The organism is Cellvibrio mixtus subsp. mixtus J3-8 (assembly GCF_000766945.1).
Taxonomy (GTDB): Bacteria; Pseudomonadota; Gammaproteobacteria; order Pseudomonadales; family Cellvibrionaceae; genus Cellvibrio; species Cellvibrio mixtus_A.
The window spans coordinates 227,241-251,099 of sequence record NZ_KN266207.1 but is presented as its reverse complement, the minus strand read 5'-3'; the positions used below and the strand labels follow the sequence as shown (position 1 = coordinate 251,099).

The 23,859-nt window shown below is 46.9% G+C and carries 24 protein-coding genes; 16 read left to right on the top strand and 8 right to left on the bottom strand.

The window, feature by feature from the left end:
- Positions 1–16 precede the first annotated feature (16 nt).
- The 5 genes from A596_RS06185 to A596_RS06165 all read right to left on the bottom strand — a co-directional run bounded on the left by A596_RS06185 (position 17) and on the right by A596_RS06165 (position 4,171).
- Positions 17–616: a phage tail protein gene (locus A596_RS06185; RefSeq protein ID WP_039913281.1), complete on the bottom strand. Its 600-nt coding sequence runs from the start codon at positions 614–616 to the stop codon at positions 17–19.
- A gap of 301 nt (positions 617–917) precedes the next feature.
- The gene (locus tag A596_RS06180; RefSeq protein WP_039913279.1) at positions 918–1,400 is read right to left on the bottom strand and encodes a GNAT family N-acetyltransferase; all 483 of its coding nucleotides are present in this window, start codon (positions 1,398–1,400) and stop codon (positions 918–920) included.
- A complete protein-coding gene (locus A596_RS06175; protein ID WP_039913278.1) occupies positions 1,390–2,553 on the bottom strand; it encodes a sulfotransferase family protein in 1,164 nt (387 codons plus the stop codon). Before A596_RS06175 ends, A596_RS06180 begins: the two co-directional genes overlap by 11 nt.
- Positions 2,546–3,229 carry an aspartyl/asparaginyl beta-hydroxylase domain-containing protein gene (locus A596_RS06170; protein ID WP_084128093.1) on the bottom strand — a complete coding sequence of 228 codons (684 nt, stop codon included), beginning with the start codon at positions 3,227–3,229 and terminating at the stop codon, positions 2,546–2,548. The genes A596_RS06175 and A596_RS06170 overlap by 8 nt, the downstream gene beginning before the upstream one ends.
- A gap of 51 nt (positions 3,230–3,280) precedes the next feature.
- Positions 3,281–4,171: an AEC family transporter gene (locus A596_RS06165; RefSeq protein ID WP_039913277.1), complete on the bottom strand. Its 891-nt coding sequence runs from the start codon at positions 4,169–4,171 to the stop codon at positions 3,281–3,283.
- Positions 4,172–4,389: 218 nt separating this feature from the next.
- On the opposite strand from A596_RS06165, the gene A596_RS06160 reads away from it, so the two are divergent.
- Positions 4,390–5,400 carry a DUF72 domain-containing protein gene (locus A596_RS06160; protein WP_039914332.1) on the top strand — a complete coding sequence of 337 codons (1,011 nt, stop codon included), beginning with the start codon at positions 4,390–4,392 and terminating at the stop codon, positions 5,398–5,400.
- Positions 5,401–5,565: 165 nt separating this feature from the next.
- Here A596_RS06160 and A596_RS06155 read toward each other — a convergent pair whose 3' ends face one another.
- Positions 5,566–6,540: an HDOD domain-containing protein gene (locus A596_RS06155; protein WP_235425631.1), complete on the bottom strand. Its 975-nt coding sequence runs from the start codon at positions 6,538–6,540 to the stop codon at positions 5,566–5,568.
- Positions 6,541–6,662: 122 nt separating this feature from the next.
- Between A596_RS06155 and A596_RS06150 the strand changes: the two genes are divergently transcribed.
- Both A596_RS06150 and A596_RS06145 read left to right on the top strand, forming a co-directional pair.
- Entirely contained in the window at positions 6,663–8,708 is a 2,046-nt protein-coding gene (locus A596_RS06150) for a PhoX family protein (RefSeq protein WP_039913275.1), read from the top strand.
- A 391-nt stretch (positions 8,709–9,099) separates the two neighbouring features.
- Positions 9,100–10,359 (top strand): AGE family epimerase/isomerase, encoded by a 1,260-nt coding sequence (locus A596_RS06145; protein ID WP_052417287.1) that lies wholly within the window; start codon positions 9,100–9,102, stop codon positions 10,357–10,359.
- Between the two features lie 132 nt (positions 10,360–10,491).
- On the opposite strand, the gene A596_RS06140 is transcribed toward A596_RS06145, so the two are convergent.
- A complete protein-coding gene (locus A596_RS06140) occupies positions 10,492–10,698 on the bottom strand; it encodes a hypothetical protein (RefSeq protein WP_039913274.1) in 207 nt (68 codons plus the stop codon).
- Between the two features lie 477 nt (positions 10,699–11,175).
- Between A596_RS06140 and A596_RS06135 the strand changes: the two genes are divergently transcribed.
- From A596_RS06135 to A596_RS06110, 6 genes are all read left to right on the top strand, one after another.
- Positions 11,176–14,115, top strand: coding sequence for a ribonucleoside-diphosphate reductase subunit alpha (locus A596_RS06135; protein ID WP_039913272.1), 2,940 nt, complete (start codon positions 11,176–11,178; stop codon positions 14,113–14,115).
- Between the two features lie 148 nt (positions 14,116–14,263).
- Positions 14,264–15,571 (top strand): ribonucleotide-diphosphate reductase subunit beta, encoded by a 1,308-nt coding sequence (locus tag A596_RS06130; protein WP_039913271.1) that lies wholly within the window; start codon positions 14,264–14,266, stop codon positions 15,569–15,571.
- Positions 15,572–15,871: 300 nt separating this feature from the next.
- Entirely contained in the window at positions 15,872–16,165 is a 294-nt protein-coding gene (locus tag A596_RS06125) for a hypothetical protein (protein WP_039913269.1), read from the top strand.
- A 107-nt stretch (positions 16,166–16,272) separates the two neighbouring features.
- The gene (locus A596_RS21985) at positions 16,273–17,055 is read left to right on the top strand and encodes a DUF2971 domain-containing protein (protein ID WP_235425674.1); all 783 of its coding nucleotides are present in this window, start codon (positions 16,273–16,275) and stop codon (positions 17,053–17,055) included.
- Positions 17,056–17,486: 431 nt separating this feature from the next.
- Positions 17,487–17,714, top strand: coding sequence for a hypothetical protein (locus A596_RS06115; RefSeq protein WP_039913268.1), 228 nt, complete (start codon positions 17,487–17,489; stop codon positions 17,712–17,714).
- Positions 17,715–17,874: 160 nt separating this feature from the next.
- Entirely contained in the window at positions 17,875–18,336 is a 462-nt protein-coding gene (locus tag A596_RS06110) for an REP-associated tyrosine transposase (protein WP_152600118.1), read from the top strand.
- Between the two features lie 130 nt (positions 18,337–18,466).
- Here A596_RS06110 and A596_RS06105 read toward each other — a convergent pair whose 3' ends face one another.
- Positions 18,467–18,784, bottom strand: a complete 318-nt coding sequence (locus A596_RS06105; protein WP_152600117.1) for a hypothetical protein — start codon at positions 18,782–18,784, stop codon at positions 18,467–18,469.
- Between the two features lie 333 nt (positions 18,785–19,117).
- Here A596_RS06105 and A596_RS23105 point away from each other — a divergent pair, with 333 nt between their 5' ends.
- From A596_RS23105 to A596_RS06075, 7 genes are all read left to right on the top strand, one after another.
- Complete coding sequence (locus tag A596_RS23105; protein ID WP_160280096.1) at positions 19,118–19,309, top strand: antitoxin VbhA family protein; 192 nt, start codon at positions 19,118–19,120, stop codon at positions 19,307–19,309.
- Positions 19,287–19,781, top strand: coding sequence for a Fic/DOC family protein (locus tag A596_RS06100; RefSeq protein WP_052417285.1), 495 nt, complete (start codon positions 19,287–19,289; stop codon positions 19,779–19,781). The genes A596_RS23105 and A596_RS06100 overlap by 23 nt, the downstream gene beginning before the upstream one ends.
- Positions 19,782–19,981: 200 nt before the next feature.
- Positions 19,982–20,551 (top strand): hypothetical protein, encoded by a 570-nt coding sequence (locus A596_RS06095; RefSeq protein ID WP_039913266.1) that lies wholly within the window; start codon positions 19,982–19,984, stop codon positions 20,549–20,551.
- 377 nt (positions 20,552–20,928) lie between these two features.
- A complete protein-coding gene (locus A596_RS06090; RefSeq protein ID WP_039913265.1) occupies positions 20,929–21,159 on the top strand; it encodes a hypothetical protein in 231 nt (76 codons plus the stop codon).
- Between the two features lie 120 nt (positions 21,160–21,279).
- Positions 21,280–21,726, top strand: a complete 447-nt coding sequence (locus A596_RS06085; RefSeq protein WP_152600115.1) for a hypothetical protein — start codon at positions 21,280–21,282, stop codon at positions 21,724–21,726.
- 267 nt (positions 21,727–21,993) lie between these two features.
- On the top strand, positions 21,994–22,761 hold the full coding sequence (locus A596_RS06080) for a hypothetical protein (protein ID WP_152600114.1): 768 nt from the start codon (positions 21,994–21,996) through the stop codon (positions 22,759–22,761).
- A 194-nt stretch (positions 22,762–22,955) separates the two neighbouring features.
- Complete coding sequence (locus tag A596_RS06075; protein WP_039913262.1) at positions 22,956–23,501, top strand: lipocalin family protein; 546 nt, start codon at positions 22,956–22,958, stop codon at positions 23,499–23,501.
- Positions 23,502–23,859: the final 358 nt, after the last annotated feature.

Below are 23,859 nucleotides of genomic sequence, written 5' to 3'. Positions count from 1 at the left end.
ATTCATTATTCAAATGTTAGTTACGAGAAGGATAAATACCTTCAAGTGCAATAATAAAATTCATTCCCAGATAAGGCTGCACCACTGAAACCGGCGTGCCGAGCCCTGCAACCGTCGTATTGCCATTCACCGCAACGCTGGTTGTAGTATTTACTGGCAGCAGAGTTGTATCAGGTGCGGTTGTGCTGAACGCGTTTAAATTGGCCAACCCATTTGGTACTTTGGCTGGAACCGTAGTTGGCCCTGGTGTGGGCGTATTTCCGTTAGCCGATGAAGCACCCAACGCAACACTCACATTACCTGTTCCCGTCAGCGCAACACCGTGGTTGTGCGCAGGCATCTGATTGGTCGTCAAGGTTACATTCTCAACGCCGCCAATTTGCCCCAAAACAACATTACTTAACCCGGCCCCGGTCCCTGTACCCACCGGGGTGCGGCTTTGCAGGTTAGGTAACCCAAAGGTTGTGGTGCCATTGCCACCATAGACAGTACCCAAGATAGAGAAGAGCGCACTGTTGGTGGAAATTGCCAACAACTGTCCATTACAAAAAGCCCAGCCACGCGGAGCAAAAGTACCGGCAAACATGCGGATTTCGCCAATAAACGGATCAGACATCATTTTCTCCTTAATTAATTTTTAATGTAGTTAACTAACAAATGGTCCTTAAACGTTTCATCGTGCTTGAGCGTTAATCGCAAGCGTTTCAAAAACTACACAACTCCAATTGAAACATGTACCCCCAACAGGAAGGCCTTCGACAACTTTAGGTGATATTCAAAAAAACACCAGTTGATGATTTTTTATACCCGAATGAATTGCCGCAGTATTCCCATTACAGTTTATAAATATTGAATGTCACATCCAATTACGCCCCATAACAACTACCACAATATACGGATCACCATAATTATCCGGGTCACCATAATAAAGTGTCATGAGTTAATGACGACTCAACAACCCGGAAACCTAATGCCAGGTATAATTTTTTTGCACGGATATTTTGTTGATCAACGGCCAGCCGCAATACTCGCCCCTCTTGCTCCGCATATTTTTTCAACGCCCGCAATAATGCAGATCCCCAACCTTTACCGCGCGCGTTTTCACTTAACGCAATATCAACGATATGTATTGTGTCAGAGGCAACATCAACCATGACCTTGCCAACCGGGAGGGAATGATGATTGATAATAAAAATTTCCGCAGCGGGAAAAGAAGATCTATAAGACGATTGCTGCAAAAGGAACTGCTGCTTTATTAATAAATCCACCTGGGATTTTGGTAGCGGCATTGAATAAAGATAATTACGTGTGGAAAAAAATAAACTTTCCAAAAATAATTGATCTTCCGGTGTTGCTTTGCGGATAAAAAGCCCGGGAAGCAAGGCAATTTCAGTTAACACTTATAATTTTCCTTGCTGGTTTTCTGGCATTAGCCAGTAAATGATTATATGAAGGCATCAACTGCGCATTGATTTTATGTTGTTCTTCCAGGGTAAAGCACTCTTGTTTTCGAATGCTATCGTCAACGTAGATTTGCCCCGGGCTTTTTGAATGAAATTGCATTCGCTCTTGGATTTTTAAAAAACCAAGCTGATCAGACATGCCCATCAATTCCGCAATAGCGATCAGCGCACTGGCACTTAAAAAAACATAGTCCACAACAGAAATATTTTCCCCTGAACACACATTTCCCATCGCTTGCAATAAAGCATGCAAGACATCCGTACGTTTTTCCAATAACGGAATATCGGCAATTTGCTGCGCAAATACCGGATGAAAGCTGCTCAACCGTGGGTCATCCATCATATGCCGCCCCGCTGACCGCTGGTGCGATGCCAAAACTTCCACCGGGTTACGCACCAGGAAAATCACAGGCACTTGCGGGTACAATGCGCGAATCAATTCCCACTGAAAAATATCCCACGCGTTCCATTTAATAACCATTTTTGGGCGATGGGAAGAAAATACCGCAGACTGGAGATTAATAAAAACACGCAGAAAATTTTTCTGCTCGGCAGATGACAGGGTGCCGTCCAATAATAATTCAGTGAGCAAGGGTGATTCAGAAAATACACAGGCGGAATCAAACGCGGCAAGGCACCCGGAAACCAGGGTGGACCCACAGCGCGACAAATGGAAAATAAATCCCGCGGGCGTTACATCGGCAAGGCTATCGCCTTGCTGTGCAACAGACTCCAGCGATGTGCACGGCTGGATAATTTGATTTAATAATAATTGCTGGCGACACCGGGAAATATATTCATCCTGGAATGGCTCAGTGGCATGGCCAACAGGGATTAACCAATTTACTACCCGGCGTTTCGGCTGGTAGCGATAAGGCAACCAGTTACCAGCCAATATTGCATTAGCATCAACAGGCATTTGGTTTAAGCGGTTAATTTCACCAAGCAACTCGCCATCACCCAGTTGATTGCACTCCCAGAGCGTTTTAATGCACGCAAGCAGCTCACCCAATGATTGCGCGCGCTGGCAATACTCCAGCTGTTCTACAGAATTGAGTAATGCACAATATTGTGGAAAATAATTACCCATGCGCGACACTGCTTGAGATTTTTTGGCGCAACCAATCGTTAACCACACAATCAATGACTACATTAATCCGGTCTTCGCTACCACGGTTGTAAACTTCGTGTATTTGATCCGCGTTGAAATACCACAACTCACCGGCACGCATGGGAATCAGTTTGTGTTCGACAAGAAAACTCACCGCATCACTGGTATGGATTGGCACATGCAAACGTGCTTCACCAAATTCCATACTTAATTCGTGGTCGCGATGCGGCTTAATTGCTGCACCGGCTTTCAAACGCATCAAACGCGCCGCTTTAATCGGGCACTGCAATTGATTAAATAGATTTTGTAGTTCCGGGCATTGCGCCATAACGGGCAAATTTTCCCAGTCTTCACCATCGGCAATCGAAAAGCCCTGCAAGATCGGATGGGCATCGAGATACTGGCGCTGGCAACGCAATGGCAGAACATCCCAACCACCGGAATAATCCTGCTTATTGACATGATCAACCCATGGATTAACCAGTAATGATTCAACCTCCGCTTGTAAAAGCGCGAGCTGGACTACACAGGGAATTTGCGCAAACGAGACAGGGGAGATCGCAGACGGTGAAGCTTCATTTATCAAAGCCCCGTCAAATGACAGAGCCTCAACAGCAGGGTTAATAACATTAGAGGGCGCAACAGGATTTTCCATTCGCAAACTCACTTATGCGCTGACTGGAAATCCTTTACTACCAGCAGGTGATTACAAAATCGCCATCAATAAAAATGGCAAACCAATAAATGCAACCAGTGTAGACACTAATACCATAGCTGCAACTTCCTCTGGTTTATGGCCGTAGCGCAACGCCAGCAGGTAGTTAAATACTGCTATAGGCATGGCGGATTGCAATAACACCACATTACGTGTCACACCGGTCAGGCCCATTAATTCGCACACAATAAATCCGATTAGCAAGCCCCCGCCGATGCGCACCAGGCTGAAAAATAAACTGCGTTTCCAGAAGTTAATTTTCAGCGTGGCCAACGACACACCCAGCGCAATAATCATTAATGGCAGTGCAATTCCGCCCAGCAAATCCAGGGTGTTGCTAATCCAGCGCGGCAATTCGGTATCAGTGATTAATAAAATCACGGCCACTAGCATGGCGTACATAACCGGCTGTTTGGCAATGGATTCTATACGTTTCAATAAACCGCCCTCGCTAGTGGCGACGATTAATAATCCTACGGTAAACGTAGCGACCATCATCACCATAAATGAACCTAACGCGAACGCCAAACCGGTTTGGCCATAAGCAAACATACACAACGGCAGCCCCATATTGCCATTGTTAGGAAACACCAGCGGGGGAAGATAGGTTGCAACGTCCAGTTTCATCCAGCGTAATAACGCCCAACTTAATAATCCCATGGCCGTCATGATAATTGCTGTCGCCAGGGCCACCAGCCCCATCACTTCCGGTTGCACTTCCACTTTCGCCATCACGCTGATAATCAAACAGGGCGTACCTATGTTCATCACAATGCGCGAAATAAAATCCGACGGAAAAGGTGTACCGGTTTTTCCCCAGATATAACCGGCGCCGACCGTAATCATCATTGGTGCGAGAATAGCGAACAATTCGCTCAACATAGGAAAATCCGGGATTGGCTATAAATAAGGTGCGCATCTTACCGGCAAGCAATGCACAGGTGATAGCGCACAGAAAACAGTTTTAATAGACTGGTGGCTATTGATACTTATCGATAAGCTGCCCACCATAAAAATCCCACTACCACTGTAAAAGCAATCATCCACCACCAGGGCGCCCCACCAAGGAATAATCGTCCACACAATAGACAATGCCATTTATGCAAAACCCGTTATTCGGCGATCAGGAAACTCTGCCCGTTAAAAAATCCGGCCGTCACATAGAGCCGGCCACACCCGATCCCGAATGGATTGAATTAGCCAGCGCGTTGCCTGCGCATTTGCGGCTTGGGACTTCATCGTGGAATTACCGGGGCTGGAACGGCCTGGTATGGAATGGCGAATACCCCGAAACAAACCTTTCCCGTTACGGTTTAACTGCGTATGGCAAGCATCCGTTGTTTCGCACGGTTAGCATTGACCGCAGTTTTTACCGGCCATTAAACGTTGCACAATTTGCGGAATATGCGTCGCAAGTCGGGCCTGATTTTCGCTTTGTCGTTAAAGCGCCCAGCTTGATGACCGATGCGTTGGTGCGCGATGAATCCGGTCGCGGCATGCGGCCCAACACCCATTTCCTCAATGCGGAAGAAGCGATCCAAATGTTTGTCGAACCCGCGTTAGAGGGATTGGGCCATAAGCTCGGCGCCCTGGTATTCCAGATCAGCCCCCTGCCCGGCGCCTGGCTTGCACAAATGCCCAAATTAATTGGCCGGTTGCATCAGTTATTAAAAGCGATTCCCGATTTAAAAAGCACCGCCCCCGATGGGGTCGTCGCGGTGGAAGTGCGCGATCCACAGTGGCTCACCCCGCAATTTGTCAATGCACTGCGCGATACCGGCGCAACCTATTGCATGGGCCTGCATGCAAAAATGCCGCACATCACCGAACAACTTCCCATCTTGCGCGCACTTTGGCCAGGGCCGCTGGTATGCCGCTGGAATTTAAATCCGGTGCACGGCGCCTTTGGTTACGAAGATGCACGCGATGCTTATGAACCTTACGATAAAATTATCGATCCTGATCCTGAAACGCGAGCAGCATTGGTGCGCGTAATCGCCGGCACAGCAAACGCAGGTCAAAATGTTTTTGTTACGCTGAGCAATAAAGCGGAGGGTTCAGCACCGTTATCGGTAATTGAATTGGCACGCGCGATCCGCACCAATAATTAAGAATAAAGAAAATGAGTTGCACACCGGCAATATGCAAAGCGGCCGGGGTGCGCAGAAATAATATTTTTGGAAGATTTCAAGTACATAAAAAACGCTACGGCTGCGAGACAAAGAGTGTCGTTGGAAACAGGCAGTAGCAGAGTTTTTCATGCAGGGAAATGAAATCTAAAACAAACTTTTTGCTACGATGCGAATTTCCTGGATATTGCTCATGACAATATCCAACCCGCCAGCGATCACTTTATTGTTGGGTTCTTCCAGTTTTTGATAAGCCGTTAACTCCTGAATGGGCGGCAAATCAGTTTTGGTGTAGCTGAGTTTGAGGGCGTGATATAAACCGAGGTTAATAAGGTCCGTCAGATTTGCAGGGCCGGGATTTTCACCTTTCCAATTGCCAATTTCCTGTACGGCTTTTACGTATTGCTCACCCACCTGCCATTGCTTGAGGGTAATCACCCCCAATGATTTTGCGTATTCACGACAGAGCGCAACATACGCCGGAAGGTCCGGTGTTTCTTCGCTGTTTTTAAATGCAGAGAGCACCGCCAGGGTGCCGACTTCACTCAACAGCGCCGCCATCAATACATTATCCGGCAATACATTTTTCAAATGCATTTGCTTGGTGATGTAAGTACTCAGGCTCGCTTTTAACGCAAGGCGCCGCCAGGCTTCCATAAACAAACGCTTGTGTTTTACCGAATGCACAGAAAACAAACTTTTAATGGAGTGCACCATAGTGATGCGCTCCACCTGGTTCATCCCTAGCAAACGCACAACATCCAGCAAATTTTGTGGTGGAGTCTGGCTGCCAATCAAAGGGCTGGATGCATATTTCAGCAACACTGCCGATAATGCCGGATCTTTTGCGAGCAGTTTGCTCAAGTCAACCATGGAGAGATCTTGCTGCTCCATGGCTTTACGGATTTCAAAGGTGATAGTAGGCAAGCTGGGCAATTGTTCCTTGCCATTTAATAAATCGCTAATCACGTTGCGATACACTGAATAATCTGGTTGAACCGATTGCACACTGGAGTCCATATAACGGGAGATGGGTAAAATGAATTTTGTTGCCCCAAGCGTAGCAGATTTAACTGCCCGGGTAATAAATGCATTTACCAGGGTAAGCATTACTATCGCCACACCATCACCTGCACGTTGATAACGTTGTTATCAAATCTTCAAAAATCTGTAGTCGAACTGACATATAGCGTCGCTTTAATCGTTGCCAATCCTTTCCCTACTAAAACAACAGGAAGCAACCGATGACCGACCATACTGTTTATGAAATCGACAATTCCGGCATTGAGCCGATGTCTAATACGTCGAACAATCCAACCTTCAGTGAAATTCTGGCCCATCGTCGCCAGTTTTTAAAAGGTAGCCTTGGTACTGCAGTGGCAGCCTTTATGGGCACCAGCCTGGTCGCTTGCGGTGGCGATGACCACAAGAAGAAATCCAACTCCAGTTCGTCATCTTCCAGCAGCTCCAATGCACCCGCGTCATCCAGCAGTTCAAGCTCTTCATCCTTGGCGCCCCTGCTCGGCTTTACCGCGATTGCCACCAACCGCAACGATGCTATAACCGTACCCACCGGTTACACCGCCAAGTCTTTTGTGCCTTGGGGTACGCCTTTAACCGGTAGCTTGCCAGCTTATAAAGCTGATGCGACTAACACCGGTGCTGACCAGGAACAACAGGTTGGCGCCCACCATGACGGTGTTTTCTTTTTCCCGATTGATGCCAAGACTACGCATACCAATTCCAGCGAAGGCTTGCTGGTAATGAACCATGAATACATTGATGACAAGCTGCTCCACAAGAATGGCCCGACCCTGGGTGCAACCCGCCCTGCCGATGAGGTGCGCAAGGAAATCGCAGCCCACGGAGTCAGCGTGATCCACATCCGCAAAAACGGTAACAACTGGGAAGTGGTTACTGGCAGCCCGTTTAACCGTCGCATCACCAGCGGCACGCCAATGGATATCCGCGGCCCGGCTGCCAGCTCACCACTGCTGGCGACTAAATACAGCCCGAACGGCACTGCAACCCGTGGCACCATCAACAACTGCGGCATGGGTGCCACCCCCTGGAATACCTACCTGACTGCCGAAGAAAACTGGGCCGGTTATTTCGTTAACAAAGATGCCACCCAGCCGCGCGAACACAAGCGTTATGGTGTATCGAACAAAAATGGCCGCTACTACTGGGAGCTGGCGGATTCAGGTGCTGATGAATACATTCGTTTTGATGCCTCAACCAAAGGTGCAACGGCGCTCGACGATTACCGCAACGAGCCAAACACGTTCGGCTGGATGGTAGAAATTGATCCGTTCGATCCGGAAGGTCGCCCGCAAAAACGCACTGCGCTGGGCCGTTTTGGCCATGAAGGGGTGATCTTCGCCCCGGCGGTTGAAGGCAAACCAGTCGTGTGTTATTCCGGCGATGACTCGCAAAACGAGTACATCTATAAATTTGTGTCAGCTGAACCGTTCCACAAAGCCACTGCAGGCGGCTGGTTGTTGAATACCGGAACCTTGTATGTAGCCAGATTCAACTCCGATGGTACTGGCGAGTGGTTGGCACTGGATGTAACGAACAGCAACTTCACCGCTAAAGCGGCGGCGGCAGGTGTGAGCTTCACCAACCAGGCCGACCTGTTAATTAACACCCGTACCGCTGCCGACCTGGTAGGCGCCACCAAAATGGACCGCCCCGAGTGGGGTGCAGTACACCCGTCAACCGGGGAGGTTTATTTCACCCTCACCAACAACACTGCACGTACTGAAGCCCAGGTTGATGCCGCCAACCCGCGCGCTAACAACGCTACCGGCCATATCATCCGCTGGCGTGAAGATGCCGACAAAACCACCTTCAAGTGGGACATATTCCTGCTCGGCGGGGATGTAGGCACAGTAACCGGCACCGGTACCAGCGCAGTAACCCTCACTGCTGACAACCACTTCGCCAGCCCTGATGGCCTGTTGATTGATACCCGCGGTGTGGCCTGGATCCAAACCGACATGAGCGGAACCCAGCAAGGTAACGGCCCTTACGGCAACAACCAAATGCTGGCTGCCGACCCGGTGACCAAACAAATCAAGCGTTTCCTGGTAGGCCCGATAGACGCAGAAGTAACCGGCGTAACCCTGACCCCGGACCTGAAGACCATGTTTGTAAACATCCAGCACCCCGGTGATCGCTCCACCCCCACAAGCTTCACCAGTAGCTGGCCGGAAGGTGGCGGCACGCGTCCACGCTCTGCCACAGTGATCGTCACCAAAAATGATGGAGGTATCATTGGTTCGTAACTGTTGTTTGTAAAAACAGTGATTTGTAAATACAGCGGCTTGCAAATAGTGACTCGTAAATGCACAAGTCATCATCTGTTAACAGGATGTTAATCAGGCTGTAACCCTTTCACATCAACATAAAAATGCAGGGAACGTAATAGCCGCAAGGAGGCAGACAAGGACGTCCGGCAAGATATCGTCAAAAGGGGCTTCGGCCCCTTTTTTATTTGAACGTTAGCCCCCTTAATTTAACTGATAATTATTATCTTTCCGATAAAAATCCGTACCAGCTCTCGCCCTCAAACTGACGCCTACGATAGACTGCAATTCCGGAGCCCTCCGCCATCCGCACTCGCTCCGCCATTCGCTCCAAACACCACATAATCAATAAGCAAAAAACAGGTACAGCATGAAACGACTACTTTCCGGCCTGGTGCTCCTGATCGCTCCAACCCTTGCCATGGCACAAACAATCCCGGCCCCCTCTTCCGAAGCACTCTTGCAGATGGCCAATGGTTTCCAGCAGGAACTCACTGAAAATATTCTGCCGTTTTGGCAAAAGAACCTTCCCAATAAAAACAATAACGGCTTTTTTGGTGTAATCGACGCACAAGGGAAACCCGTTCCGGGGTCCACCCGTAGCGCGCTGCTCAGCAGTGAAATCCTTTGGGCGTTTTCTGCCGCCGATGCTGAAGCACCCAGTGATGAATACAAAAAATTGGCAGCCTACGCCTTCGCAGATTTGGAAAAAAACTTTCAGGATAAACAACATGGCGGTGTGTACTGGATGCTGGGTGTTGATGGAAAACCCATCCAACCCCATAAACAAGTTTATGCCCAGGCATTGGCCCTGCTCGCCTATTGTGAATATGCCCGCACCCACAAACCGGCGCTGGAACAAGCCAAGGTCTTGTATAAGTTATTGGAAAAATATGCGCGCGATACCAAACAGGGCGGCTACATCCAAACCCTTAACCAGGATTGGAGCCAGGGCAAAGCCACCGACAGCTTCAACACGGGTGCTGCAAAAACCCTTAAAACCCAACTCCAGGTTTTACAAGCCTATAGCCGCCTGCTAGCGCTCTGGCCAAATGCCGAGTTAAAGAAAAATCATAAAGAATTAATAGCCCTGTTACAGAGCAAAGCCTACAACAGCAAAACGGGCCATTTTGACCTGGACTTTAACAATGACTGGAAAGCACAGGGCGATGCCATTAGCAATGGCCTTGACCAGGAAGCAGCCTGGTCACTGGTAATTGCCGCCAAAGTGCAGGACGAAGAAGAACTGATCACTCATACCGAACAATTTGCGCTCAAGGTTGCCGCTACCGGCCTCAAGGGACTGGATGGTACCGGTGGTTTAGTGAACAGCCCTGAAGACACCAACAAAGACTGGTGGGTGCAAGGCGAAGCCCTGGTCTCATTCCTGACCGCCTACCAAATCAGCGGCGACACTCGATACCTCATGGGCGCGATGCGCAACTGGGGTTTTATCAAAGCCCACCTCGCCCACCCGCAAGGTGATTGGTATTGGGGTACGGATACCGCCGGCAGGCAGCGCAACGAACTGCGGGCAAATCCGTTTAAAGGTCCCCTGCATAATAGCCGCGCCATGCTGGAGGCGACTTACCGGTTGCAATTGTTAGCGGCGGTAGCCAGGTCACATTGATATTAATCAGCAAGGATGCCCGTCAAACCAGCGTGGCAGACATTGCCAATTTATGGCGTATTTCTTTGCATATCCGTTAATAAAAGTGGCTTCGCGGAATATATTTGCCGGGGTTATTTTTGCGCCAATGCGTTACCCAAAAAGCCAATCTGCCGCACAAACCACCAGACACAATATGTAGTCATATTTGGCAGTGTCTTCTATGAGAAAAAAATCTAATCTCTCCCAAAAAGTGTCATTAATGGTATGAGCCGCATTAAACACTGGTTTTCCGGTGGTTGGCGCGTCAATCAGGACGTTGCCCCCAGTTTTTCCCAACCCCGCCAACACCTTATCCACAGGTTTTCAACCTTGCATAAAACCCGTAACCGCATTATCTTGTAGCCCATTCACGATTTACCCCTAGATATAGGTGTTAAACCACTTTTGGCCCCTAGACCTGAAGCGATAAATCGTCAAGTATTTTTTTGATCCCATTGAGCATAATTTTGATGCCATTCACAACCTTTACGCTGGAATGGCCTGGAAGTTTATGGTCAACATGCGGAATGACAGCGTTGTATGGTGTTGGTGGATGAGCACAGCAGCAATTTGTCTGACCACAACATATAGTGGTCACCAAAAGTGCAAAATGAGTGTGTTCTACCCTGTTTTATCATGGCATTGGCGAACATTGGCGAACATAGCTACATGGAAAGCGTCAAAGCCATAGAACGCCGTAGAAAGACCAACGCTGGTAATTCAACGGGATCAAAGCGGTAACTGTTTTAATTATTCAAGCTCACCAATCGGGAAGACCTCACGCGGGAGACGTCTATGCATACTGACATTGAACAAACCACCGGCACCACCAACGTCCAACACGACATTCATGGCGGATCGGCCAACCTTACGGCGACAGCGCCGGGACAATTGCGCGTCATCAAGCGCAACGGAACCGTGGTTCCTTTCGATGCCAGCAAAATCGCCATCGCTATGACCAAGGCCTTCCTGGCCGTTGAAGGCGGTAAAGCCGCTGCTTCTACGCGTGTGCGCGAGATGGTCGATAACCTGACCCAGCAAATCACCGCCACCTTTAAACGTCGTATGCCGTCGGGTGGCACTATCCATATTGAAGAAATCCAGGACCAGGTTGAACTGATCCTGATGCGCTCCGGCGAGCAAAAAGTCGCCCGCGATTACGTGCTCTACCGCGAAGAGCACGCCCGCTTGCGCGCCCAGAAACAACCGGCTTCGCAAGAGCCGGACCCGGATTACCCGAGCCTGAACGTAATACTGGACAACGGCACCCGCGCGCCGCTGAACATTGCCCGCATGCGCACCATCGTGCATGAAGCCTGTGCCGGTTTGGCCGGTGTGGAAGAGAAAGCAATTCTCGATGAAGCCATGCGCAACCTGTATGACGGTGTTGCCGAGAAAGACGTAAACACCTCACTGGTGATCACTGCGCGTACCCTGGTAGAGAAAGAGCCAAACTATTCATTCGTTACCGCCCGCTTGCTGATGGACAAACTGCGCGCTGAAGCCCTCAGCTTCTTCGGCATTGCCGATTCAGCCACCCAGGCCGATATGGAAACCCTCTACGCCCAAACCCTGCCGGTCTATTTGAAGAAAAGTGTTGAGCTGGAACTGGTATCGCCAGAGCTGCTCAATTTCGACCTGGAAAAGCTGGGCAAGGCATTGATCGCCGAGCGCGACCTGCAATTCACCTACCTCGGCCTGCAAACCCTGTACGATCGCTATTTCATCCACAGCAACAACACCCGCATTGAATTGCCACAAATTTTCTTCATGCGCGTGGCGATGGGCCTGGCGATCCAGGAAGAGCAAAAAGAAGAGCGCGCGATCGAGTTCTATCGCCTGCTCTCTTCGTTCGATTACATGAGTTCCACCCCGACCCTGTTCAACTCCGGCACCTTGCGCCCGCAGTTGTCCTCTTGCTACCTGACTACCGTACCGGACGACCTGCACGGTATTTACGGCGCAATGCAAGACAACGCCATGCTCAGCAAATTCGCTGGCGGCTTGGGTAACGACTGGACGCCGGTGCGCGCACTCGGCGCCTACATCAAAGGCACCAACGGTAAATCGCAAGGTGTGGTTCCCTTCCTGAAAGTGGCCAACGACACCGCCGTCGCGGTAAACCAGGGCGGCAAGCGCAAAGGCGCGGTGTGTGCCTACCTGGAAACCTGGCATATGGATGTCGAGGAATTCCTTGAGCTGCGTAAAAACACCGGTGATGACCGTCGCCGCACCCACGACATGAATACCGCCAACTGGGTGCCCGATGCATTCATGAAACGCGTATTCGATGACAAAGAGTGGACCCTTTTCTCCCCGAACGATGTACCGGACCTGCACGACCTGTACGGTAAAGCCTTCGAAGAGCGCTACGAGCATTACGAGCGCGAAGCCGCGCAAGGCAAAATCAAAGTTTTCAAAACCGTGCGCGCACTGGATTTGTGGAGAAAGATGCTGGGTATGCTGTTTGAAACCGGCCACCCATGGATCACCTTCAAAGACCCGTGCAACCTGCGCAGCCCGCAGCAGCATGCCGGTGTAGTGCACTCGTCCAACCTGTGTACCGAAATTACCTTGAACACCAAAGCCAACGACGAAATCGCTGTATGTAACCTCGGTTCCGTGAACCTGGCGCAGCACATTGTTGATGGCAAACTCGATCAGGCAAAGCTTGAAAGGACAATTAAGACGGCGATCCGCATGCTGGATAACGTCATCGACATTAACTACTACGCCGTTGCGACCTCCAAAGCGTCCAACCTGCGTCACCGTCCAATCGGCCTCGGCATCATGGGCTTCCAGGATGCGCTGTACGAACAACGCATCGCTTACAGCTCGCAACAAGCCGTGGATTTTGCCGATACCTCCATGGAAGCCGTGAGCTACTACGCGATCAAAGCCTCCAGCGAACTGGCCGCCGAGCGCGGTAAGTATTCAACATTTGAAGGTTCCTTGTGGAGCAAAGGCGTATTGCCCATCGACTCGATTGAAATCCTCGCGCAAAACCGCGGCGAGAATTACATCAAAGTGGATCGCAGCAAAACCTTTGATTGGGACACTTTGCGCGCGCAAGTGAAAGCACAAGGTATGCGCAACTCCAACGTGATGGCGATTGCACCAACCGCAACCATTTCCAACATCACTGGCGTAACCCAATCGATTGAACCGACGTACCAAAACCTCTACGTGAAATCCAACCTGTCCGGCGAATTCACTGTAGTAAACCCGCACCTTGTTCACGATTTAAAAGCCCGTGGCCTGTGGGATGCAGTAATGGTTAACGATTTGAAGTACTACGAAGGTTCACTGCAAAAAATTGATCGCATTCCGGCAGACTTGAAAGCGATTTATGCCACCGCATTTGAAGTGGAGCCACGCTGGATTGTTGAAGCCGCCAGCCGTCGCCAGAAGTGGATCGACCAAGCGCAGAGCTTGAACTTGTACATTGCGGGCGCGAACGGCAAAAAACTGGACATCACCTATCGCATGGCCTGGTACAGCGGTTTGAAAACCACTTATTACTTGCGCGCGTTAGCGGCAACCACCACGGAAAAATCCACCATTAACACCGGTGCATTGAACGCCGTGTCAGCGGGCGGCGCGAGCGCATTAAGCGCAGCACCGGCAGTAGCAAAACCCGTGGTATCAGCAATTGAAGAAGCGAGCTTCGCCGAAGCGGCACCAGTGCCATTGGCTTGTTCGATAGACAATCCGGATTGTGAGGCTTGCCAGTAACTTGCCAATAATCGTGTTGCGGTTCGCTCCGCTCACCAGCAACCTACATGGCACTTCGTAGGTTGCTGGTGAGCTTGCGAACCGCAACAAAGATGCAAAATACGAGCAAAATACGCGATACACGCACACAGAATTAACGAGGATCACCATGTTAAGTTGGGATGATTTCGACAGCGAAGAAGCTGCAAAAGAAACCGCACGCCAAGAAGCGATTGCGGCCAATTTAAATAAACCTGCTGCACCTGCATCGCAAGCGCAGCCAGTACAAGCACAAGTCGCACAGGCGCAAGCCACTGCACCCAAAACCAATGTTGCAGCCAACAGCGCCTTTGCTGAAGCCGCAAAAGAAACTGGCATCAGCCCTGAACTCGCCAAAGCGCGCGCAAGCCTCGCGGCATTGGACCCTGCCCCCGGTCTGGAAGAATTGGAAATGGGCGCAGCCCGTATCCAGGTTGATGAAAAGCGCATGATCAACTGCCGCGCTGACCTGAACCAACTCGTTCCCTTCAAATATGACTGGGCATGGCAAAAATACCTGGATGGTTGTGCAAACCACTGGATGCCACAGGAAGTCAACATGACTGCCGACATCGCCTTGTGGAAAAGCAAAGACGGCCTCACCGATGACGAACGCCGCATCGTCATGCGCAGCCTCGGTTACTTCTCTACGGCTGACTCATTGGTAGCAAACAACCTTGTACTCGCAATTTACCGCTTGATCACCAACCCCGAATGTCGCCAATACATTTTGCGTCAATCATTCGAAGAAGCGATCCACACCCACGCATACCAATACTGCATTGAATCGCTGGGCATGGATGAAGGCGAAATCTTCAACATGTACCGCGAATTACCCAGCGTTGCGAACAAAGCCGCCTGGAGTTTGAAACACACCCAAACATTGGGCGATCCAACCTTCCAAACCGGCACACCGGAAACCGATCAGGAATTGCTGCGCAACCTCGTCGCATTCTATGTAGTGACTGAAGGTATTTTCTTCTACTGCGGATTCAGCCAAATCCTCAGCATGGGCCGCCGTAACAAAATGACCGGCGTTGCCGAACAATTCCAATACATCCTGCGCGATGAATCCATGCATTTGAATTTTGGTATTGATGTAATCAACCAAATCAAACTGGAAAACCCGCACTTGTGGACCGCCGAATTCCAACAAGAAGTTCTGCAAATGATTCTGGAAGGCACCGAGCTGGAAATCCAATACGCCCGCGACTCCATGCCCCGCGGCGTACTCGGCATGAACGCCGCCATGATGGAAGAATACCTCCACTTCATCGCCAACCGCCGCTGCGCGCAACTTGGTTTGAAAGAGCAATTCCCTGGTGCGCAGAATCCGTTTCCGTGGATGAGTGAGATTATGGATTTAAGGAAAGAGAAGAATTTCTTTGAGACGAGAGTGATTGAGTATCAGACTGGTGGGGCGCTTTCTTGGGATTGATTTGAAAAATTAATTATTATCAGCAAGGATGCTAAAAAACTAATTTGAAGATTTATTGCGGAATTTATATTTCGCTAAAAACAAGAAACCCCTGTAATCGCGCAAACGATTTCCAGGGGTCTTGACTGTAGCAAAACTGAATCAGACTACAGGTTGCAATCGAAAATTCATTGATCACAGTGCTTTTTGGTCGAAGCAAAAAGATTATGAAGATTCCTTTAGCAATGTGTCAACAAGAGAAGTGTAAAGACACTTTAACTGTTGAGCTGATTCGCACATTACATTTAGGATACATTTTTTATGCAATACAATCTTTTTATCTCTTATGATCTGAATAACCCAGGCCAAAATTACGAAAAAGTAATTGAACGAATTAAAAGCTTGGGAAATTGGGCAAAATTACAAAAATCACACTGGTATCTTGATACAAATTACTCTCAAAAACATGTTGCTGAGAAAATTTGGGAAGTAATGGATTCAAATGACAACCTCTTAGTTGTTAACTCGACAACTAATGATGCTTATTGGTTCAACTTGTCCCCTGAGGTAGTCAAGTTTCTCCAAGACAAATGGAATTCTCGATCAGTAGTTTGACGAAAATATGGGCCTGTGTAATCGCAGGCCCACTTTAAAAATAAAAAATAATGAGCTATTTTCTATACAAATACTTTCCCTTAAATAATGAAAAACATTTGGAAAGAGTGATTACCTGTCTTAAAGGGTATATTTTCTTTTCATCACCATTGAGTTTCAACGATCCATTTGAGCTCGCAGTCCCGATAGAAAAGCCCTCCCAAAAAGAAATAATTGAGTTTTTTGATAGCAAGACTCAAAAATACATTCAGAAAAACACATCAATTAAAAGAAAGCTTACAAATAACATTCAAAACATATGGCACAGAGAGCAAAATATTCTTGCAACTGACGACTGGCTAAAAACCATAGGCATTCTTTGTACAACGGAGGATCCCAAAAACTTATTAATGTGGGCTCATTATGGGTCTAACCATACGGGCGTCTGCCTCGGCTTTGACAAAAATGAGACATTACTTTTCGACGCCAAGCCAGTTCATTACAGTTTTGACAGGCCGACATTAGCATTTTCAACTCACAAAGAAATTTCTGATCAAGACATTAAAAATATATTTTTCAACAAATCAAAAGAATGGGAATATGAAAAAGAATGGAGATGTATAAGAAGACAAATCAAAGAAACAGAAAAAAAATTTTATATGGATCTATTAAAAAAATACCCTGAGAAATTAAACGAAATATCAGAAACATTGGCAAGCAACGGCGGCCCCGGGATTTATGATATAGAAAACGACTCAATCAAAAGAATTTACTTTGGCTGTAGAATTAAAAATGAATACAAAGAAAGAATAATAAACGAAATAAAATCATTAAATCTTCAACCAAAAATATTCTCCCTATCATTAGACAAAAGACATTTTGATTTAGAGCAAAGCAAAATTATTTTATAAACCTTGCGCATAGGTTGGGCTTGCTGTAGCACGTAGGTTGGAATGATATAGGTTGCTGGTGAGCTTGCGAACCGCAACATTCGTAATCACAAACAGCACATTGTTTTGTTAATGCGAAAAACCAATTAACGGCACATGCATTTTGGTGATTGTGGGTGTATGGTTATGTTGCGGTTCGTTCCTCACCACCAAACGCAGTTAAATTAAAACTCAATTCATTACAACATTTAGGGGGATAAATTTAAAATGGACGTAATTATTGAAAAGGGAATTACAGCGCGTAGGTTGGGCAGCGATGCCCAACACGTTATGTCGATAAAAATCAAAACTGGCACAATTCAATTTTAAAACACGGGCTTACTTTTTTACCTTTCGGATTAATCGGACACATGGACATGTTGGGCATGACTGCCCAACCTACGGGGTAAATTATGAATCAGGAATTTTTATCGCAACTACAAAATGACTTGCTTGCAACCATAATTACCCTAACGCTTGCGGCAATTATTTCAATGTTTGTTGGCTACCGTGTCACTGCCAAACGGCTTGCAGAACGAGGCATGAAAAAAGGTGATGCGAGAGCCATTGGGCAAGCAACGGCATCGCTTCTGTTTTTGTTGATTGCGGGAATCTATTTCAAATTATTCGTTTTGGGTTGAATACGTAGGTTGGGCAGCAATGCCCAACACTTAATTTCGATAAACATCAAAAAAAGACAAGATTTAATTTAAAAACCCAGATTTACTTTTTTAACTTTCGGATTAATCGGATGCATGGACATGTTGGGCATGACTGCCCAACCTACAAAGGGAATTGATTATGAAATATAGACGGGTGCGAATTGAGGGCGGGTGCTACTTTTTCACGGTGGCGCTGGCGGATCGCAAAAGCGATTTGTTGGTGACGAATATTGATGCGTTAAGAGCAGCGGTGAAAGCGGTAAAGGCGAACCACCCTTTTACGATTGATGCAATGGTGGTGCTACCTGATCACATTCATGCGTTATGGACATTGCCGCAAGGCGACGACAACTATTCAATGCGCTGGATGTTAATAAAACGTCATTTTTCCATGTCATTGCCAAAAACCGAAAACATCAAGATGACACGTATGTACAAACGTGAACGTGGTATCTGGCAACGCCGCTTCTGGGAGCACACCATTCGCGATGAACGGGATTTTTACAACCACATTGAATACATTCACCATAACCCGGTAAAACACGGCTACGTGAGCAACGCGAAAGACTGGCCGTATTCAAGCATTCACAAGTTCGCGTAGGTTGGGCAGTAATGCCCAACACCACAAACAACAAAATAGACACAACGCCAATTAAAAATATGGAATCACATTTTTAATTTTGGTTTTAATTGGAAGCATGCGCATGTTGGGCATTGCTGCCCAACCTACTTCACTCCACCAAACCGTCACACACCTTCCTCATTTGAAGCATCACCTCCGCCAATCCTGCGATAGCCATGGGTGGTAATTCTATTGATTCATCGATATTGCAAAACAAAGCAAACAACAAAGAAATTTGCTCGCGCAAACGGCAGAAATTTTCTTCGCTCATGCTTTTCTGTGAAGAATGACCAATAGATTCCAAACACTTTCCATCTGGATCAAGAATTTTAATGTAGGTTTTTTGGTAGAAAGAATATTGGGAAGGGTTTAACTGAATAATGCGGGAACGCTCAGGGTCAAACGCAAGGGGATCGATATTATCCATAATAAATTCCAAAGTCTTGATTGCAAAACCCGCCCCATGAGATTGCAATTCATGGGGGCGGACTGGACAAGGTTGCAACCACCGGCTCAAGACCAACACCGGCCCACCCGAAGGTGGCCTCGCCCAGCCGCCATAACAACAGGCAAAGCTGTACGAGGACACAAAAACTCACGTTTTTGCGCCGGTCTTGAATTGTCGGGGGTTGCAATCCCGGCAGCGGATTTACGCTGCGCAGGCAGAGTAAAAGATGGGTATGTGGCTGTCAATCAATGCTTTGCAAGCTTGAGCAATGGAGATTAAACTCTACAAATTGCCCAACTATTGGTTTTCTGTATGAAAAAAATCACTAGAGCAGAAATGCGCCTAAGAACAGTGAACAGCGTGCTGGGCTCCCTGCGCATAGAAAAACTCCAGCCAAGCCCAACTGTTGTCGCTGGTATGAAATCCTGTGTACTTGGTGAAGATACCCCACAACATTTACTGCAAGAAACCATAAAGCGCCATGCTCAAATATCTCGGCGGTAAGCGCTTCAAATATCCAGGCACTGAGGTCCTCATTAACAAAGCTGACCTTCGCACACAGAGTGAACTGGATGCTTTTGAAGCAGATGTTACTGCACTGCGCCTGCTTGAATTGTTAGATAACCCTATTAAAGGAAATTTTAACCTCTCTCACTTACAAGCCATTCACCGGCATATCTTTCAGGATGTGTACGATTGGGCAGGCGAACTCCGCCAAGTCGATATTCAAAAAGGCAGCAGTAAATTTGGTAACTGGTCTTTGGTTCCAAACTACCTTGATAAACAATTAAAAAAAATCAGCAGTCAGAACTTTCTGTTAAACCTCCCTCCCACAGAATTTATACCTGCTGTTGCACATTACATGTCCGAAATCAATTCGGCTCACCCTTTTTTTTGGAAGGAAACGGCAGAACCCAGCGAGCATTCTGTGTCCAACTTGCAGAACAGGCCAGTTATTTTATCGACTTTGAACTAATAGGCCGCGATGAAATGATTAGTGTGATGATCGCAAGTTTTAATGGTGACGAAATACCACTAACCAACCTACTCAATAAAATTACTTCTATCATTGAATAAAAAATAGATGCCTGGTTATGTTGACGAACTAAAAAGCGACACACCATACAGAGTGGGGATAAAGAGAAAAATAGAGTCCAACTAAATAAGGAGAAATTTTTGCCAGTAGCTAAACATCCACGCCCGTTGAAACAGGATGGTAAAGTCCTGGAGGTAAAGAAACATACTTTCAATGAATTTTTGGCGATAGAAAGTCTTGTTTACACTTCACAACTGCTAATTTTTTATCTCGTTGCCTTATTTTCATCTAATTTATTTAGGGATGAAAACCTGGTGATATCTTTTTTAAAATCGAAAGCCAGCACTTCATACTTGTTAGAAATGTTTCTAACTATCATATCCACATTTACTGTAATCGGAATTTTATACTCAGCCACCAAAATCATTACGCACCCTAAAGCCACAGCTATTTTAGATTCTGTTCTGTGTGAAGTTCCACGGATAATCTACACTATAGGCAGCAGCGTAACGGCAGCTATTTTATCTGGCACCACTTACTTACACATACATAGTAAAGAAGAGCCCTTTCCCCTGGTTAGCTCAATATTTATCGGGTTATTATTTTTCCTGGTTATGTTTATATATGGATTTTCTTTCAGTTATGCGTTTAATAGAGAAAAAGTACAAAAAAGTAGAATTAAAAAACCTCCAAAATCCATCAAAAAATAATCTGATGAGAAATACAACCCATATCCGATCTATGCTGTAAATATTCGTAATCAAAACCTTTTATCAAGGCGTTATGTCGCTTTTTCTGCTTCACGATTTATAGAATTGAACAACACCTGATCACGCCCATTCATTTTCGCTTGATAAAGCGCTTTATCAGCGCGTGCAATCAAACTTTCCATGGTGTCATTTCCATGCGGGATGTAGTGCAGCCTGAGGCCGTTAATTTACCGACTGGTGGAAATACATCGCCGTTGATCGCTGTGCGGTGCTTACGCGCTGCGTAAATTGTTTTAATATACTATCTATCGCCAATTACCCCAAAAGCATAATAGACCACGTGCAAAATACGTTCTGGAACAACAGGAATTATGCCTATGAAAAACAAATTCATCGAACACGCAATACATGCGATTCAAGCACACCTCAGCGCTCGCCCTGAGAGCGCAGATACGCTGGAAGGAATTCATCAATGGTGGATTCGTCACGACGGGCAAGAAGAGTCCATCGCGATTACTGAACAAGCTTTGCAGCAACTCGAAGATATTGGTTTTGTCGAATCATTCAGCATTGGAAACCGTAAAATTTGGCGTAGATCCCGCCAATAGTCGCACTGGAGGATTGAGAATTTTTTAAAAAATAGCCAACGGCGCTCTACGCAGGTTTACGAACCAATCGAAACATTCGCGTTCCAAATATTTATGTGTAAAAACCGTGAGGAAAAGGATATGACTGGTTTAAAAGCAAGCCCGATTTTACTGGTATCAATATTATTGTTAACCGCCTGCGAAGATAAACAGGCTCCGCCACCTTCCAACGCAGCACCAGTGAACGAAACCGTTGCAAGCTCGGCCGCTGCATCAAGTGTGAGTACAGCAATTCCGGCAACGACAACATCCGCCGCATCCGACGCATGGATTGGCAAGTGGAATGGACCCGAAGGAACTTATCTTGAGATTACCGGTGCGAATGGTAGCTACATTATTACTATTGCGGATCTGGATAGCGTCAAACAATACACGGGGAGCAGCAACGGCAGCCAAATAACATTTGTGCGTGATGGTGCGACCGAAATAATTCAGGCAAGCAACGGGGCGGATACCGGCATGAAATGGCTTGCGAAGAAATCGAATTGCCTGCGGACGCGGTTGGGTGAAGGTTGGTGCAGGGATTGAGATCCGATACAGTACCAACTATATACCTCCTATCCCGGATACACTGTTACCGCATTCTTTGTTTGATTTGAATTTCAATTAAATACATTAAGCGCATGGCCGGACAATCTTTCTTACACGCAGCAATTAATAGTTGAGAAATAAATGACTTACGAAAAACGCCAATCAGGGCAGCAGGTTGATGACAAATCACCAATCGCTACGCAACTAAAACCATTTACTGACCAGCGCGCCTCAACACTAACTCAATTGCATCAGCAAGCGTTGATGAGCGAGAAAAAATCTGTACCTCAGATTGCCAATTCAACGGTTATTCAAGGCGAATTTAAAATAAATAACCTTACAAAATCTGCGGATGAAACGGAAAGCTGGATTACAGACTGGGCAACACCGGAGATGGGCGCAGTTGTTCGTAAATGGGCGAATAATCCTGCTCATACAAAAAACTATAATACAGATATGGATGCTTATAATGCAGCCAAACAAGAAGCGGCAAGGGAAGTTGACAGGCAAAATGCTGAAGTGGGTGCGTTAATTTCTACCAGTAATCCCCCGGCTGCAGTCGCATGGGGAGATTATGCAGTTTGGGCAGCATGGTATTTTAGCGGTTTGGAATATCAAAATAATTCAACGGGTGGCTGGCATTCCAATCGCGCAGGTTTATTGCCAGGCGGCGCAACAACTGATGGCGATCCCACTCGTTATGTAGAGTTCCGTCGCCCTGGGGCTGTGGGTGAAAAAGATAAAGATAAAATGGAACGCTGTATTTTTGACTTATTAAGCGGACGCTGTTGGCCCAATGCACATTATGATCGCGGCTATGTAGAAGTAACAGGTATTCCTGGCAATATCCGTCAAAGCTTACTGGATAGCGCACTCGAGATTTCAGGGTTGATGGAACGTAAAAAAAGTATGACGCTGGCGGAGAAAGCTGTTGCGGGCGCCGGGTTTGTGCTGATTGGATGGTTAATCAACAAAGTGAAAGAAGAAAAAGCAAAGAAAGCAACCGCCGCGAAAGCAGCTGAAAATATGTAGCTGTTTATGGCTGGAGTGGAATATTCATTTTAATTACACATAAAGCATCATTCCGATAACAATAAATACTGGATTAACATAATTAATTCGGGATGTAACGCTAAATAAACCCTATCACCTCAAGTTTTTATCTGGATTGAATTTACCGGGAATTCAGTGTTCCAAGGAAATACCAATTTAATAAGGAGCTTAAAATGAAATTTCTATTATTGGGCATTGCGCTCCTCCTCACTGCCTGTGGCGGTAGCGGAAAACCGGACAATATAACGCCAGTCCAACCATTTGAAGCGCAACGTTATTTGGGTACCTGGTATGAAATAGCGCGGCTGGATCACCGTTTTGAACGCGGCTTAAGCCATGTGACTGCCGAGTACAGTTTACGTGATGACGGGGGTATCAAGGTTGTCAACAAAGGATATTCGCAAAAAGACTCCAAATGGAACACTGCCGAAGGTAAAGCCTATTTTGTGCATGACCAGAATACAGCGCATTTAAAGGTTTCTTTTTGGGGGCCATTTTACAGTTCCTACGTAGTGTTTGAACTGGATAAGGATTATCAATATGCATTGGTAAGCGGTGAAAATAAAGATTACTTCTGGATATTGTCCCGCCAGCCAACAATGGAGCAGGCAGTATTGGATAAATTAATTGAAAAGGCCGGTTCACTCGGTTTTGATATTAGTAAACTAATTAAAGTCGATCACACAATTATTGCTGACCAACAAATAAGCTCACATTAACGGGGTGATATTTTAACATTTGTTGTACCCTATGGGTTCACACAACATGTGTGTGAACCCTTTCATAATATCCGCTTCCAGAATCCGTAAAAAATACCCGGCAAGATCCCACCTGGCATCGTTAAGTAGCAAGGGGAATAACTTTCCAGAATGCCAGGCAGAAATGCCCAACTTTTGCCCTCTAGCTATTCCACTGCCCTATTAAAGGCCGCTTTTTTTTAGCGGGAAAAATCCTGTAATAAATAATATTGAAATACTCGCGAGATTACCTCGCGTAAAAGCATAAGCAATGGTCATTTCAATCCCAATCAACAAAAATTTATGAACCTTTACTTGCAGTGCCCTGCTAAATCATTGA